The organism is Staphylococcus sp. EZ-P03, from assembly GCF_003344575.1.
Lineage (GTDB): Bacteria > Bacillota > Bacilli > Staphylococcales > Staphylococcaceae > Staphylococcus > Staphylococcus simulans_B.
On sequence record NZ_QPMO01000001.1, the window covers coordinates 116390 to 132891 of the forward strand.

Consider the following 16502-nt stretch of genomic DNA (forward strand, 5'->3'; position numbering starts at 1 on the left):
AAGGAAAGGGTTTTGATGAGGGGGTAGGGTACTAAAAAGTACCTATAGTACTTAAAGGTGCTTATAGCACAATAAAGTACGTACTTCCCAAAAAGAAACTCTGGTTTTATAATCAGATTAACTCAAAAAAAGGAAAGGATTTTGAAGATGAATAAAAATCGATTTGCCATACTTGCTTTAGCGGTTTCAGCCTTTGCCATCGGGATGACAGAATTTATCAGTGTTGGTTTATTACCTCTGATCCAACAAGAATATAATATCACTATCGCATTAGCAGGGTTGACGGTTTCTATGTATGCTATCGGTGTAACAATCGGTGCACCGCTGCTTACGCCATTAACGAATAAAATGAAAAGAAAACATTTGCTTTTGGGGATAATGCTGGTATTTATTGTCGCAAATGGTTTAGCAGCTTTTTCAGTAACATTCGGTATGCTTTTGGCGATGCGTATTTTATCAGCGCTGATGCATGGGGTGTTCATGAGTGTAGCTACAGCAATCGCCAGCGACTTGGTTACACCGGATAAACGTTCTAGTGCGATTGCGATGATGTTTACCGGACTTACAGTTGCGACGATTACAGGGGTTCCCTTCGGAACATGGATTGGTCAGCAATTCGGTTGGCAAATGTCATTCATTGCGATAGCCTTCATCGGTTTATTAAGCTTAATCGCAAACTTGATCTTTGTGCCGAGCGACTTAACGGAATATGATCAAGCACCTATGTCGGAACAATTGAAAGTTTTCAAGAATAAATCATTATTAATGGTCTATTTGATTACAGCTTTAGGTTACGGCGGTACGTTTGTAGTTTATACGTATTTAACAACGTTATTGACTAAAGCAATGGGGTATAGTGATTCTGCAGTTGTGGTTATCTTAATCTTTTACGGTGTGATGGTTGCGATAGGCAACACATTAGGCGGTAAATTGACAAACACACAACCTGTACGTGCATTGATTGGTATCTTTGTGATGCAGGCACTGATTTTATTAATTGTAGGCTTTACAGCGCACTTGCATATTTTAGGACTGTTATCTGTAATGTTGATGGGCTTGTTCGCATTTATGAATGTGCCTGGTTTGCAGTTGATTGTCGTGCTGTTAGCTGAAAAAGATAATCCTGCGACTGTTAACTTTGCATCGAGTATCAATATTTCCGCCTTTAATATCGGCATTACATTAGGTTCAGTCATCGGCGGATATGTATTAGAACAATTCTCTATCGGCGCAACACCATACTTCGGTTTTGCGATGGTAATTATCGCAAGTATCTTCATGTATTGGCTTTACAAACAACCTAAAGTAGAAACAGCAGTTTAATAATAAAAAGAAAACATATTAAGGAGTGTATTGAAAGATGGAAATCAAAACTTTAAATAATAAAAATGAAATGCCTGGATTAGGCTTAGGTGTCTTCCGAGTAGAAAACGACGACACAGCGAAAAATGCGGTGAAACATGCGATTGTCAGCGGTTATAGAAGTATCGATGCCGCATTGATTTACGGTAATGAAGAAATGGTCGGTCTGGGTATCAAAGAAGGTATCAAAGCAGCGGGAATTTCACGCGAAGATTTATTTATTACTTCTAAATTATGGTTAGATGACTTCGGCCGCGAGAATGTTGCTGCTGGTTATCAAAAATCATTAGATAATCTTGGCTTAGATTATTTAGATCTTTACTTGATTCACTGGCCAGGTACAGATGAAACATTAATGGTAGAAACTTGGAAAGGCATGGAAGATTTATACAATGCAGGCAAAGTGAAAAATATCGGTGTTTCTAATTTTAATATTGAACACTTAGAAACATTAAAAGCACAAACTGATATCAAACCTGTGATTAACCAAGTAGAATTCCACCCGTACTTAACTCAAGAAGCATTGAGAGATTATTTAAGTGATGAAAATATTCAAATGGAATCTTGGTCTCCATTAATGAACGGCGACATCTTAAAAGATGAAACAGTGAATCGTATTGCGGATGAATTAGGCAAATCACCTGCACAAGTAGTGATTCGCTGGAATATTGAAAACAATGTCATCACAATTCCTAAATCTATTACACCCTCACGTATTGAAGAAAACTTTGATGTCTTCAACTTTGAGTTAACACCAGAACAAGTCAAAGCCATTTCATCATTAAATGAAAATAAACGTATCGGACCAGATCCGGCAAGCTTCAACGGTTAATAGCATAGTTATTTATAGGGCAGTATCTCACAAAATGGGATACTGCTTTTTTTCGTTTTCATAAAATGTAGGGAATACCCTTAGGCTTATAGGTGAATCCCTAATATCTCTTTGACATTATGAAACGTACAATAAAAGTAAGATGAAAACAGTAACTTTAGAAGTTAACAGCCTAGTACGCAGAGTAATTGAGATGAGAGGATGTTAGACATGGCAAAATTTGGAATGAATTTTTTTAAGCCTACAGAAAAATTTAATGGTAATTGGTCTGTATTAGAAAACAAAAGCAGAGAATGGGAAAAAATGTATCGTGAACGTTGGAGCCACGATAAAGTAGTCAGAACAACACACGGGGTGAACTGTACAGGTTCTTGTTCATGGAAAGTATTCGTTAAGAATGGCGTGATTACTTGGGAAAACCAACAAATCGACTATCCAAGCTGCGGCCCTGATATGCCAGAGTTTGAACCGCGCGGATGCCCTCGCGGTGCCTCATTCTCATGGTATGAATACAGCCCGCTGCGTGTCCGCTACCCATATATCAGAGGTAAATTATGGGAACTTTGGACAACGGCTTTAGAAGAAAACAACGGAAACATGATTGCGGCATGGGCTTCAATCGTTGAAGATGAAGAAAAAGCAAAGATTTATAAAAATGCCCGCGGTAAAGGCGGACATATACGTGTAGCTTGGAAAGATGTCTTGCAGCTGATTGCAGCACAATTGCTTTACACAATTAAGAAAGACGGTCCTGACCGTATTGCTGGTTTCACACCGATCCCGGCAATGTCGATGCTGAGTTATGCATCAGGTGCACGTTTTGTCAACTTATTAGGCGGAGAAATGTTAAGTTTCTATGATTGGTATGCCGATTTACCGCCAGCATCACCGCAAATCTGGGGTGAACAAACAGACGTACCTGAATCAAGTGACTGGTATAACGCAAACTACATTATTATGTGGGGTTCTAACGTACCGTTAACACGTACACCAGATGCCCACTTTATGACTGAAGTACGTTATAAAGGTACAAAAGTAGTATCTGTTGCGCCAGACTATGCAGAAAACGTTAAATTCGCAGATAACTGGTTAGCACCGAATCCTGGTACTGACGCAGCAATTGCACAAGCGATGACACATGTTATTTTACAAAAATATTATGTAGATGAACCTTCTGAAATGTTTATCAACTATGCGAAACAATATACGGATATGCCGTTCTTGATTATGTTTGATGAGCATGAAGGCGGCTATAAAGCAGGGCGTTTCTTACGTGCAAGCGATTTAGGCATGGAATCTGAAAATAACGAATGGAAACCAGTAATTCTAGATAATGAAACAAATGAAATTATCGTTCCGAACGGTACAATGGGTCAACGCTGGGAAGAAGGCAAACAATGGAACTTGAAACTCGAAAATGAAGACGGTTCTAAAATTGATCCGGCATTAACAGTTGCGGACAGCGATTATGAATTAGAACTTATGAAATTCCCTTATTTCGACAATGAGGGCAACGGTATCTTCGAACGTCCGATTGCATCACGTACAGTGACATTAGCTAACGGCAAAACAGTAAAAGTTGCGACTGTATACGACTTAATGACAAGCCAATACGGTATCCGCCGTTTCGGTCATGAGTTAGAAGCAAAAGGTTTCGACGATGCTTCTACACACTACACACCAGCATGGCAAGAAGCAGTCGCAGGCATTAAACCGAAAGTAGTCACACAAGTTGCGACTGAATTTGCGCAAAATGCGATTGATACAGGCGGCCGCTCAATGATTATCATGGGTGCCGGTATCAACCACTGGTTCAACTCAGATACGATTTACCGTTCTATATTGAACTTAGTAATGCTGTGCGGCTGTCAAGGTGTCAACGGCGGAGGCTGGGCACACTATGTAGGACAAGAAAAATGCCGTCCGATTGAAGGGTGGAGCACAATTGCCTTTGCGAAAGACTGGCAAGGTCCGCCGCGTCTTCAAAACGGTACAAGCTGGTTCTACTTCACAACTGACCAATGGAAATACGAAGAATCAGGTGTTGATAAATTAGCATCGCCGTTAGCTGAAAATCTGAAACATCAGCACCCGGCTGATTATAACGTAACTGCTGCACGCTTAGGCTGGCTTCCTTCGTATCCGCAATTCGATACAAACAGTTTGAAATTCGGCGAAGAAGCGAAAGAAGCGGGAGAGTTTACGAACGAAGCTATTTTAAAACGTGCTGTAGATTCAGTGAAAAACCGCGAAACGAAATTTGCGATTGAAGATCCGGATTTACGCAAAAACCATCCGAAATCATTATTCATCTGGCGTTCGAACTTATTATCAAGTTCAGCAAAAGGTCAAGAATACTTCATGAAACATATGCTTGGTACAAGCTCAGGATTGCTTGCAGAAGCAAATGAAACAGATAAACCAGAAGAAATGATTTGGCGTGATGAAGTACAAGGTAAATTAGATTTGATTGTGGCTTTAGATTTCCGTATGACATCTACACCATTAAAAGCAGATATCGTTTTACCAGCAGCAACTTGGTATGAAAAACATGACTTATCTTCAACAGATATGCATCCATTCGTACACCCATTCAATCCGGCCATTGATCCGTTATGGGAATCACGTTCTGACTGGGATATCTTCAAATCACTCAGCAAATCAATTTCAGAATTAGCGAAAGTGCATATGCCGGGTACATTCAAAGATGTAGTGACATCACCATTAGCACATGACTCTAAACAAGAAATTGCGACACCTTACGGTAAAGTCAAAGACTGGACTAAAGGTGAAGTAGAAGCGATTCCTGGCAAAACAATGCCTGGCTTCTCAGTAGTAGATCGTGATTACACATTAATCTTTGATAAATATGTGTCTGTCGGACCTTTACTTGAAAACAGCAAGCTAGGCGCACACGGTGTCAGCTTCTCAGTGAAGAAACAATACGAAGAAACAAAAGATATCGTAGGTACATGGAATGACGATACAGTGAAAAACGGCTTGCCGCGTATTGATACAGCAAGACGTGCTGCAGATGTTGTGTTAAACATCTCTTCAGCAACAAACGGTGAATTATCACAAGCGTCTTATAAAGATTTAGAAGAGAAAACAGGTATGCCTTTAACAGATATTTCAAGCGACCGCAGTGCAGAAAAGATTACATTCTTAAATATCACATCACAACCGCGTGAAGTAATTCCGACTGCAGTGTTCTCAGGTTCTAACAAAGGCAATAAACGTTATTCTCCATTCACAACAAATATTGAAAGATTAGTACCGTTCAGAACATTAACTGGACGTCAAAGCTACTATTTAGATCATGAAATCTTCCAGCAATTCGGTGAAAGCTTGCCGGTATACAAACCGACATTGCCGCCGATGGTATTCGGTACGAAAGACAAACAAATTATCGGGGGTCAAGATAACTTAGTCTTACGTTATTTAACACCGCATGGTAAATGGAATATCCACTCAACTTACCAAGATAACCAGCACATGCTGACACTGTTCAGAGGCGGTCCGGTTGTTTGGCTTTCTAAAGAAGATGCAGAAGCACATGATATCAACGATAACGATTGGTTAGAAGTATATAACCGAAACGGTGTTGTAACTGCAAGAGCAGTGACATCGCACAGAATGCCGAAAGGAACAATGTTTATGTATCACGCACAAGATAAACATATCCAAACACCGGGTTCTGAAATTACAGGTATGCGCGGCGGTTCGCACAACGCACCGACTCGTATCCACTTGAAACCGACACAACTGGTCGGAGGTTATGCCCAAATCAGTTACAGCTTCAACTATTATGGTCCGATTGGGAACCAAAGAGATGTTTATGTAGCAGTGAGAAAGATGAAGGAGGTAGATTGGCTTGAAGATTAAAGCACAAGTAGCCATGGTATTGAACTTAGACAAATGTATCGGGTGTCACACATGCAGTGTCACTTGTAAGAATACTTGGACCAACCGTCCAGGTGCAGAATACATTTGGTTTAATAACGTAGAAACGAAACCCGGTGTCGGTTATCCGAAACGCTGGGAAGACCAAGAACATTATAAAGGTGGATGGACACTGAACAAGAAAGGCAAATTAGACCTTAAAGCGGGCAGCCGCTGGTCTAAGATTGCTTTCGGTAAAATCTTCTACAACCCGGATATGCCTGTCATAAAAGACTACTACGAGCCTTGGACTTACAACTACGAACATCTGACAACTGCAAAAGCAGGCAAACATTCTCCAGTTGCGACTGCACACTCAGTGATTTCCGGCGACAAAATGGATTTGCACTGGGGACCGAACTGGGAAGATGATTTAGCCGGCGGACATGTTACAGGACCAGAAGATCCGAACATCCAACGTATCGAAGAGAAAATCCAATTCGACTTCGACCAAACATTCATGATGTATTTACCGCGTTTATGCGAACACTGCTTGAACCCAAGCTGTGTAGCATCATGTCCATCAGGTGCAATGTACAAACGTGATGAAGACGGTATCGTTTTAGTAGACCAAGAAGCATGCCGCGGATGGCGTTACTGTATGACAGGCTGTCCTTACAAAAAAGTTTACTTCAACTGGAAAACAAACAAAGCTGAAAAATGTACATTCTGTTTCCCTCGTGTTGAAGCAGGCTTGCCGACAGTATGTTCTGAAACTTGTACAGGCCGTATGCGTTACTTAGGTGTTATGTTATACGACGCTGACCGTGTACATGAAGTAGCATCGACTGAAAATGAACAAGATTTATATGAAAAACAATGTGAATTGTTCTTAAATCCATATGACGAAGAAGTAATTGAACAAGCGTTGAAAGACGGCGTTTCTATGGAATGGATCGAAGCGGCACAAAACTCACCGGTGTACAAATTAGCAATTGAATATAAATTAGCTTTCCCATTACACCCTGAATACCGTACATTACCAATGGTTTGGTACTGCCCGCCGTTAAGCCCGATTATGAACTACTTCGAAGGTAAAGATTCAATCAAGAACCCAGATGCAATCTTCCCGGCTATCGAAGAGATGCGTTTGCCGATTGAATACCTTGCAAGTCTATTGACTGCAGGAGATACAAAATCTGTGAAAGAAGCCTTGCAGCGTATGGCTATGATGAGAAGTTATATGCGTGCACAAGTTACAGGCAAAGACTTTGATTTAGATCGTTTAGACCGTCTTGGTTTAACAGAACGTCAAACGAAAGATATGTATCGTCTGCTTGCGATTGCAAAATACGAAGATCGTTTCGTGATTCCGACATCGCATAAAGAACAATATATGGACACTTATGCAGCACAAGGCAGCCAAGGCTATGAATTCAGTGATAATCTTTACGGCGGCGGAAGCGGTTGTGAAGGCTGCGGTTCACCAGTCGCAATGAAACCGGGACAAACTGGACAAGAAGCATATAATGAAAGCTTCTATGGAGGGATTTTCCGTGATTAACCTGAAAAACTTTTATCAATTTCAAGAGTCAATTGGTTATTTTGCGCAGCAATTAAACTTCCCTGAAAAGTTGACATTCCATCCTAAGACATTTGATGAGGTTTTCGACAGCCGCCATCCAGCTTATGCTGAGATGGTGGAATATCGAGAACGCATCCAAAGTTACCCGTTGACTGAGATCAAACAACTTTACACAGATACATTTGATTTTAATAAACAAGCACCGCTGTATATGACTTATAACAAATTCGATACACAGAAAGAACGCGGACAAATGCTCGCAAAGCTGAAAGTCTTATACGAAATGTTCGGACTTCAAATGGTAGACAATGAACTCTCTGACTTCTTGCCTTTAATGCTGGAATTTTTATATGCGGCACAATGGCAGAATGATGAACGTGCAGAAGGCAATATTGAGTTTATTATCATGGTCATTGAAGACGGTACGTATGCGATGCTTAACCAATTAAGAGAAATGGATAGTCCATATGCACCTTTAATTCAAGCATTAAGAAAGACATTAAAATTATGTTTACAACCCAGCGAAGAGGTGACTGCGCATGCTTAATCAATTTTTATGGGTCATTTACCCTTATTTATGTATTGCGATTTTTGTGATCGGCCATATTGCACGTTTTCGTTATGACCAGTTTTCTTGGACCGCAAAATCGAGTGAATTTATTGAAAAGAAACGTTTGAAATGGGGCAGTTTATTGTTCCATTTAGGTATTATTCCTGTTGCTGCAGGGCACTTTGTAGGTTTGGTTATTCCGCCTTCATGGCTTGAAGCATTAGGTGTGACACATGAAACTTATCATTTCGGAGCTGTTTATATCGGCAGTATCTTTGGTATAATGACTTTGATTGGAATGATTTTGCTAACGTCACGCCGTGTATCGGTTAAAAACATCAGACATCTTAGTACGGCTTCAGATATGGTCGTCAACTTCTTCTTGCTAGTGCTTGTGTTTATGGGATGTTATGCGACATTAGTCACAAATGCAACAACACCGGATTTTGATTACCGTGCAACGATTTCAGTATGGTTCAGACATTTATTTATGTTTAATCCGGACGCAAATTTAATGACAACCGTTCCATTTTCATTTAAGCTTCATGTATTCTTAGGTTTTGGTATTTTCGCATTATGGCCGTTTACAAGATTGGTTCATGTGTGGAGTGTACCGCTAAGCTATGCGAACCGAAGCTATATTATTTATCGTAAGCATAAAGCTAAGTCTTAGATTGGAGGAGACAACTTGAATAGTGTAATTGCGACAGAATATTTTAATTATCAAGCTGCTTTGAATGATATCAGAGAAGAAGGCCAGTTTGATTTTGCAGCGATTGCCTTGCCTGAAGACAGTTCTCATAGTGCTGTCATTAAGTGGAAGTATGCCTCAGGCAATATCAATAACCGCTATCAACTGATCGTATTACGCCCTGGTAAAGGATTAGCAGGTCTTGTTATCCGTACAGGTTCCAGAATGGTTATTTATGATGTAGATATTGCATTAAGTCCTAATGACAAGTTAAGCTATCCCATTGTACTCAGCGAAGCATTGACTTCGATGGTTGCGATTCCGTTATGGAATAATAATCGTGTCTATGGTGCATTACTGCTCGGCCAAAGAAACGGCCGTCCATTGCCTGAAGGCAGTGAAGATTTCCGCATCAATGACAAACTAGGGAGTTTTAGAGATGAGTTCAACGCATAATCAAGAGAAGTTGAAAGAATTATTAACGCAGTATTATTTGAACACTAATGAAAAGATGGTATTTTTAAATAAGAAAGGCCAAGTCATTGCTTTAAATGAAGCTGCTGAAGAAGTCTTTTCTGAAGACAATGATTACAGTCAAATGACGCATGCAATCTGCCGAAGATGCGAAGGTTATTCAAACGAGTTTGACTTAATGTCATGCGAAAACTGCTTCTTAGAAGCGTTGGAAGTCGGCAATGGCAGCTTCCAAGTCTTTATGCGCACCAAAGATGATAAGATTGAACCTTTCACAGCATCTTATGAAGTCATTGATAAAACCAAAGAGATTTATGCATTTACACTGCACAATGTCTCGCCGCAAATCGAACGCCAAGATAGACGCTATCAGCGTCTGATGATGCAAAAAACAATCTCAGCTCAAGAGAATGAGCGCAAGCGAATTTCTCGCGAGCTGCATGATGGTATTGTACAAGAATTGATTAACGTAGATGTGGAATTGCGTTTATTGAAGTACCAGCAAGACAAGGATGAATTGATTGATAACTCTAAACGTATTGAAGGTTTGATGTCGCGTTTAATCGATGATGTACGCAACCTATCTGTAGAACTGCGTCCTTCATCACTCGATGATCTGGGATTGGATGCTGCGTTTCGCTCTTACTTCAAACAATTCGAAAAGAATTACGGAATGCATATTGTGTATCATACCGATTTCTCTTCGCAGCGTTTTGACAGCGAAATTGAAACCGTCATCTACCGCGTTGTTCAAGAAGCTATGTTTAACGCATTAAAATATGCGCAAGTAGACACAGTTTATATCTCACTTTATCAAGGCGAAGCATCGATAATAGCTGAAGTCAGTGATCAGGGAATTGGATTTAAATTAGGAGATAAGGCGAAGGGCACAGGACTCGGACTGTTCGGTATGAATGAACGTGCTGAACTGGTCAATGGTTCTGTCAATATTGATTCGCAAGTAGGACGCGGAACAATTGTAACGTTAGAAGTTCCAATAACTGATAAACGATAGGAGACTTGATGTTGAAAATTGTTATTGCAGATGATCATGCCGTGGTAAGAACCGGCTTCTCTATGATTTTGAACTTTCAAGAGGATATGGAAGTCGTTGCTACCGCAGCTGAGGGTGTTGAAGCATACCAAAAAGTGATGCAGCACCGCCCTGACGTATTAATAATGGATTTAAGTATGCCGCCAGGAGAATCAGGGTTAATTGCAACGAGTAAAATCGTTGAAAGTTTTCCGGAAACTAAGATACTCATCTTAACGATGTATGATGATGATGAGTATCTCTTCCATGTTTTAAGAAACGGAGCAAAAGGTTATATTTTAAAAAATGCTCCGGATGAACAATTGATTTCGGCAGTACGCACCGTTTATCGCGGTGATACTTATATCGACCCTAAGATGACAACATCTCTGGTCAATGAATTTGTAAATAATTCTGATCAAGATGCCAAACGTTCGAATGATCCGTATAGAATTCTTTCTAAACGCGAACTTGAAATCTTGCCGCTGATTGCGAAGGGTTACGGAAATAAAGATATCGCTGAAAAATTATTTGTATCTGTTAAAACAGTAGAGGCGCATAAAACGCATATTATGCAAAAGCTGGAATTAAAATCGAAACCGGAATTAGTAGAATATGCCCTTAAGAAAAAATTACTTGATTTCTAAATCAAGGCTTATTGAACTCATCGTGATGATGGGTTCTTTTTTATGCACAAATTGTGGCTGTATTGTGAAAAATATAGGTGGAAATGAATAGAAAAGCTATGTTGTTTAAGCGTAAACAAGGGATTAGGGAAATGCCGAGGGATTTAAGGGAATGCCCTTATGTTCAATAATTCACCTAAAGACTAAAATATAAAGTGTAAGCAGTATTCCCAGCTGATAAATAAAATAACTTCGACTCAAAAAATATATCAGTGGGGTACTGCTCTTCTTATTAATTGATATGAAAAATGTTAGGGTGAAAAAAATGAACAAATCAAAAGGTGGTTTACAATTAACTGTCCAAACCTTGAGTTTGGTTGCTGGTTTCATGGTTTGGAGTATTATCGCTCCATTAATGCCGTTAATTTCACAAGATATTAAAATTACCAGCGGACAAATTTCTATTGTACTCGCGATTCCAGTTATTTTAGGATCTGTACTGCGTATTCCATTCGGCTATTTGACGAATATCATCGGTGCCAAATGGGTCTTCTTCTCCAGCTTTATTATTTTGCTCGTTCCAATCTTTTTATTAAGCCAAGCGCAATCTGTAAGTATGTTAATGATTGCTGGATTCTTCTTAGGTGTCGGGGGCGCTATTTTCTCAGTAGGTGTTACATCAATTCCTAAATATTTCCCTAAAGAAAAAGTCGGGTTAGCTAATGGTATTTATGGTATGGGTAACCTTGGTACTGCGGTATCTTCTTTCTTAGCACCGCCGATTGCAGGTATGATCGGTTGGCAATCTACAGTAAGACTTTACTTGATTGTAATGGCAGTATTTGCGATTTTAATGTTCTTCTTAGGTGATGCGAAAGAACCTAAAGTTAAAATTCCTTTAATTGCACAAACGAAAGATTTAATGAAAGACTTGCGCTTATACTACTTAAGCTTATGGTATTTCATCACATTCGGTTCATTCGTCGCATTCGGTATCTTCTTACCGAAATATTTAGTGGACCACTTCGAACTTACATCTGTCGATGCGGGTATCAGAGCAGGGGTCTTCATCGCAATTGCGACGACGCTTAGACCTTTAGGCGGTATTATCGGAGACAAAATCGATGCTGTCGAAGCATTGAAAATCGACTTCATTATTATGATTATCGGCGCTGCGATTTTAGGCTTTGCGAATGATATATTTTTCTTCACAGTCGGTTGTTTGACGATCAGTGCATGTGCGGGTATCGGTAACGGATTAGTCTTTAAACTAGTACCGCATTATTTCCAAAAAGAAGCAGGTGTCGCAAACGGTATTGTTTCTATGATGGGCGGACTTGGAGGTTTCTTCCCGCCATTAGTCATTACTTATGTGACAAGCTTAACAGGTACGAGCCACTTAGCATTTATCTTCCTAGCATTGTTTGGAGTCATTGCATTAATTACAATGTGGCATTTAAGCAAAAGAAATCGTGCCTTAGTTTAACCCCATAATGGATGAATGAAAATGTAAATATTGAAGACAGCAGCACAATGGATGCAAGATGAGGCATCTGTTGTGCTTTTTTCATACAGTAAATGCAATGAAAAAAGGACTAGTCAATGCGCTAGTCCTAATCTTATTTGATAATGTATGGTTTTGTTTTAGCCGGGAGATTGCGGTCACGGTTGATTTTGCGTGTGGTCATGATCAATGCTGCAAATGCAATACTGACACTTAACATGGAAGAACCGCCGTAGCTTAATAGCGGCAATGTTACACCTGTTAATGGAATGACTCCAGAAACACCGCCGATATTGACGAAAGCTTGAATAAAGATATAGCTGCCGATACCGATACAAATAGATTTGTAGAAGTGGTTCTTCGTGCGGTTCGCATAGATTAAACACTTGGCTACGATAAAGCCGTAGAGTGCTAAAACAAAGAACACACCGATCAGCCCCAGTTCTTCGGATAAAACTGTAAAGATAAAGTCAGTATGAGGCTCCGGCAAATAACCGAGTTTTGAAATACCATTGCCGAGACCTTTTCCGAAGAGTTTGCCGTTGCCGATAGATATCAAGGCATTGGTTAATTGATAGCCTTCACTGTTTTCATACTTGAATGGATTCAAGAAGACGTTAATCCGATTTAAGCGGTAAATGTTTTTCGCATCAAACAGTAATGTGTAAATCAAATACATAACAATAGGTATCATCGCAATGCCGAGAATTTGGAGCTTTACTTTATTTTTGATATCAGAGTAAAGCAGAATGCAAGCGATAATCGCGACAGTCAGCATCGTACCGCCTAAGTCGCCTTGAAGCAAGACGAGAACTAACCCGAAGCCCAGCAGAAGCAAGGGCGGAATCAAATGCTTAACTTTATAATCCCATCGTGAATTTAAGCGTCTGTCTATAATGTATGAGAAATAAAAGATTGAAGCGAGTTTTAAAAACTCTGAGGATTGAAGGCTGAAGAATCCTAAGCTGAGCCAGTTTTTCGAACCGTTGATTTCTTTTCCGATTAATAAAGTTAAAGCGAGTAAGAAAAAGGTACCGAATAATAATACGATTTGAACATTAGATGATTTGAAAAAATCAATTCTGACAAACTGTGCAAAAAAGATAATGATCAAACCGATGAAAAAGTAGATGGCTTGGCGCTTCATAAAATGGTCGCTTGAAACAGGGAGACCGCCGGTCAAAGAGCCTTTAGAAGCAGGCACCATACTTGCACTGTAAACCATGACAATCCCTATTAAGCCGAGCAGGATAAAGGTCACAATCAAACTCAGGTCTACGCCTTTCATAGCAATCCGTGTGGATTTGAGAAATTTCTTCACGTTAAGTCACCTCTATGTATATCTGTTTTGTACAAACGTGCAAAATATAAGCATTAAATATCTATTATATAGATTTTGTTAACAAGTATCCACTTTAAACAGGTGGAAATTTAATGAAATATGAAAAACATTAGTCATAAAAAAAGAAGCCTTGAGCATAGCCAAGACTTCTAATTTCAAAACTTATCTTCTAACAAGCTTTATTTACTATTTTACGGTATCATAATAACGAATATTGTCTGAAACTTCTTTAAGGTAGAAATTACCTTTAGGTTCAACTTCTAATTCGCGGTCATGATCAAATTCTAAATTGTCGAAGCGTTTGAAGAAAGTTTCATATTCTTCAACAGAAAGTGCTTTGCGGTTTTTCAGCATGGCTTGATGTGCTTCTACATCTAAAGCATCTTTGAATCCATCTGAAAGTGTAGCAGTATAGAATTCGCCGACTGAACCTGAACCGTAACTGAACAATCCGATGTGATCGCCTGCGTTAAGGTCATGGTTCTCAAGAAGTGAAATCAAGCTGAGATATAATGAGCCTGTATAAATGTTGCCGACATAACGATTGTAATCGGTTGCAGATTTATAGCTGTCATTTAGTCTTGCTTGTGTATCTTCTGACGCTGTATCTGTTAGAATAGAATCAAGTGCTTTTTGACCCATCTTTGTGAAGGGAACATGGAAGCATAGCGCAGCAAAGTCAGACAATGATTTATGATAACGTTTCGCGTATTCGTTCCAGCTTTCTTGGAAAGAATGGATATAAGCATCTTTAGATAATTTACCGTCAACAAGCGGGTAAATTTCACCAGATGGTCGCCAGAAATCGTAAACGTCTTCTGTAAATGCAACTGAATCATCATGTAATTCAGCGATGCGCGGGTTGTGGCTGATTACCATAGCGACTGCACCAGCACCTTGTGTCGGTTCACCGCCGCTGTTCAGTCCGTAACGCGCTGTATCACTTGCGATGACTAATACTTTTTCATTAGGACGTGGTACTAAATAATCTTTTGCCATTTGAATCGCTGGTGTCGCAGCATAACATGCTTCTTTCATCTCGAAACAACGTGCAAAAGGTTGAATTCCCAACAGATGATGAATTTGTACAGCAGAGGCTTTTGCGGAATCAATTGCAGATTCTGTCGCAACAATCACCATCGTAATATCTTTCTTGTCTTGTTCTGTTATGATAGGTTGAGCAGCGTTAGCACCCATAGACACAATGTCTTGACTGACCGGGCTTACAGCCATTTCAGTCTGGCCGATTCCAATCAGAAACTTGTTTGGGTCTACGTCGCGTGCTTTTGCTAATTCAGCCATATCTACGTAGAAGTTCGGAATATAAAAATTAAGTTGGTCGATACCAATTGTCATAAATAACCAACATCCTTTCTTGATATGTTAAATCACTTTAAATCATATCAAAAGAGAGTACAAAAATACAATTTTAAATTAGTAGCTAGTGATAAAAAAGGAGACTAAATTATGAGCAAAATCGCAATTGTAAGTGCAAAACGTACACCAGTAGGTAAATTCAGAGGGAAATTAAGAGATTATTCTGCAGTACAACTTGGCACCATCGCTCTAGAGGCAGCCATCGATGCTATCCAACTGCCGAAAGATCAAATTGAAAATGTTATTTTCGGTAATGTCTTGCAAGCAGGCAATGGCCAAAACCCTGCACGCCAGATTTTAGTGAATGCAGGTCTGCCTACAACCACTCCTGGAATGACTATTAATGAAGTATGCGGATCTGGTTTGAAAGCTGTAATTCTAGGTAAACAACTGATTCAATTAGGGGAAGCAAAAGTTGTTGCTGTCGGCGGTGTTGAAAGTATGACCAATGCACCGAAACTTGTTTTGCCGGGCCAAGAAAAACCTGTGCCGAGTTTCATGCATGACGGTTTAACAGATGCATTTGAAAATGTACCGATGGGTATTACAGCTGAACGTATTGCTGATCAATATAAAGTGACTCGCGAACAACAAGATGAATTTGCGGTCAAATCACATAAAAAAGCATTTGAAGCATCAGAAGCAGGCAAATATGACCAAGAAATGATTCCGTTAAAAGATGCTGATGGGGAAGAAATGACAACGGATGAAGGTATCCGCGGCAACAGTAATGTAGAAAAACTTGCGACATTGGATACAATCTTCAAAGAAGACGGTACAGTAACAGCAGGCAACGCTTCAAGTATTAACGACGGTGCTTCAGCACTGATTTTAATGGATGCGGACTATGCACGTGAAAACGGCTATGAAATTATGGGTATTTTAGGCGACTATGCAGAAGTAGGATGCGATCCTGAAATCATGGGTATTGCACCATTCTACGCAGTATCTAAATTGCTTGAGAAAACAGGTCAAACGATTAATGATATCGACTTAGTAGAAATGACTGAAGCTTTCGCAGTACAAAGTATTGCAGTTCAAGATAATCTGCATATTCCGGATGAGAAATTGAATATTTACGGCGGTGCGGTCGCAATCGGACATCCGATTGGTGCTTCAGGTGCGCGTCTGGTAACTTCGCTTGTGCATGAATTGCATCAAGAAAACAAAAAGAACGGTATTGCAACAGCGTGTATCGGCGGCGGCTTAGGCTTAGCATTAGAAGTTGAAAAAGGAGAGTAGTC

The 16502-nt window shown here is 39.8% G+C and carries 13 protein-coding genes; 11 read left to right on the forward strand and 2 right to left on the reverse strand.

The window, feature by feature from the left end; all coding sequences use genetic code 11:
• Positions 1-147 precede the first annotated feature (147 nt).
• The 10 genes from DVJ99_RS00535 (at position 148) to DVJ99_RS00580 (ending at position 12521) form a co-directional block, all read left to right on the forward strand.
• Positions 148-1323, forward strand: a complete 1176-nt coding sequence (locus tag DVJ99_RS00535; RefSeq protein ID WP_114602734.1) for an MFS transporter — start codon at positions 148-150, stop codon at positions 1321-1323.
• Positions 1324-1360: 37 nt separating this feature from the next.
• Positions 1361-2194 carry an aldo/keto reductase gene (locus DVJ99_RS00540; protein ID WP_114602735.1) on the forward strand — a complete coding sequence of 278 codons (834 nt, stop codon included), beginning with the start codon at positions 1361-1363 and terminating at the stop codon, positions 2192-2194.
• 210 nt (positions 2195-2404) lie between these two features.
• Positions 2405-6079, forward strand: coding sequence for a nitrate reductase subunit alpha (locus DVJ99_RS00545; RefSeq protein ID WP_114602736.1), 3675 nt, complete (start codon positions 2405-2407; stop codon positions 6077-6079).
• Positions 6069-7640 (forward strand): nitrate reductase subunit beta, encoded by a 1572-nt coding sequence (gene narH / locus DVJ99_RS00550; RefSeq protein WP_114602737.1) that lies wholly within the window; start codon positions 6069-6071, stop codon positions 7638-7640. The genes DVJ99_RS00545 and narH overlap by 11 nt, the downstream gene beginning before the upstream one ends.
• On the forward strand, positions 7633-8208 hold the full coding sequence (gene narJ / locus DVJ99_RS00555; RefSeq protein ID WP_114602738.1) for a nitrate reductase molybdenum cofactor assembly chaperone: 576 nt from the start codon (positions 7633-7635) through the stop codon (positions 8206-8208). Before narH ends, narJ begins: the two co-directional genes overlap by 8 nt.
• The gene (gene narI / locus DVJ99_RS00560; RefSeq protein ID WP_105993167.1) at positions 8201-8884 is read left to right on the forward strand and encodes a respiratory nitrate reductase subunit gamma; all 684 of its coding nucleotides are present in this window, start codon (positions 8201-8203) and stop codon (positions 8882-8884) included. Before narJ ends, narI begins: the two co-directional genes overlap by 8 nt.
• 15 nt (positions 8885-8899) lie before the next feature.
• Positions 8900-9358 (forward strand): nitrate respiration regulation accessory nitrate sensor NreA, encoded by a 459-nt coding sequence (nreA, locus tag DVJ99_RS00565; protein ID WP_114602739.1) that lies wholly within the window; start codon positions 8900-8902, stop codon positions 9356-9358.
• The gene (gene nreB / locus DVJ99_RS00570) at positions 9342-10391 is read left to right on the forward strand and encodes a nitrate respiration regulation sensor histidine kinase NreB (protein ID WP_114602740.1); all 1050 of its coding nucleotides are present in this window, start codon (positions 9342-9344) and stop codon (positions 10389-10391) included. Before nreA ends, nreB begins: the two co-directional genes overlap by 17 nt.
• 11 nt (positions 10392-10402) lie before the next feature.
• A complete protein-coding gene (gene nreC, locus DVJ99_RS00575) occupies positions 10403-11056 on the forward strand; it encodes a nitrate respiration regulation response regulator NreC (protein WP_105993376.1) in 654 nt (217 codons plus the stop codon).
• A 304-nt stretch (positions 11057-11360) separates the two neighbouring features.
• On the forward strand, positions 11361-12521 hold the full coding sequence (locus tag DVJ99_RS00580) for a nitrate/nitrite transporter (RefSeq protein WP_114602741.1): 1161 nt from the start codon (positions 11361-11363) through the stop codon (positions 12519-12521).
• Positions 12522-12654: 133 nt separating this feature from the next.
• Here DVJ99_RS00580 and DVJ99_RS00585 read toward each other — a convergent pair whose 3' ends face one another.
• Positions 12655-13860, reverse strand: a complete 1206-nt coding sequence (locus tag DVJ99_RS00585) for an FtsW/RodA/SpoVE family cell cycle protein (RefSeq protein ID WP_114602742.1) — start codon at positions 13858-13860, stop codon at positions 12655-12657.
• Between the two features lie 207 nt (positions 13861-14067).
• Positions 14068-15237, reverse strand: coding sequence for a hydroxymethylglutaryl-CoA synthase (locus DVJ99_RS00590; protein WP_114602743.1), 1170 nt, complete (start codon positions 15235-15237; stop codon positions 14068-14070).
• 111 nt (positions 15238-15348) lie between these two features.
• Between DVJ99_RS00590 and DVJ99_RS00595 the strand changes: the two genes are divergently transcribed.
• On the forward strand, positions 15349-16500 hold the full coding sequence (locus DVJ99_RS00595; RefSeq protein ID WP_114602744.1) for a thiolase family protein: 1152 nt from the start codon (positions 15349-15351) through the stop codon (positions 16498-16500).
• Positions 16501-16502: the final 2 nt, after the last annotated feature.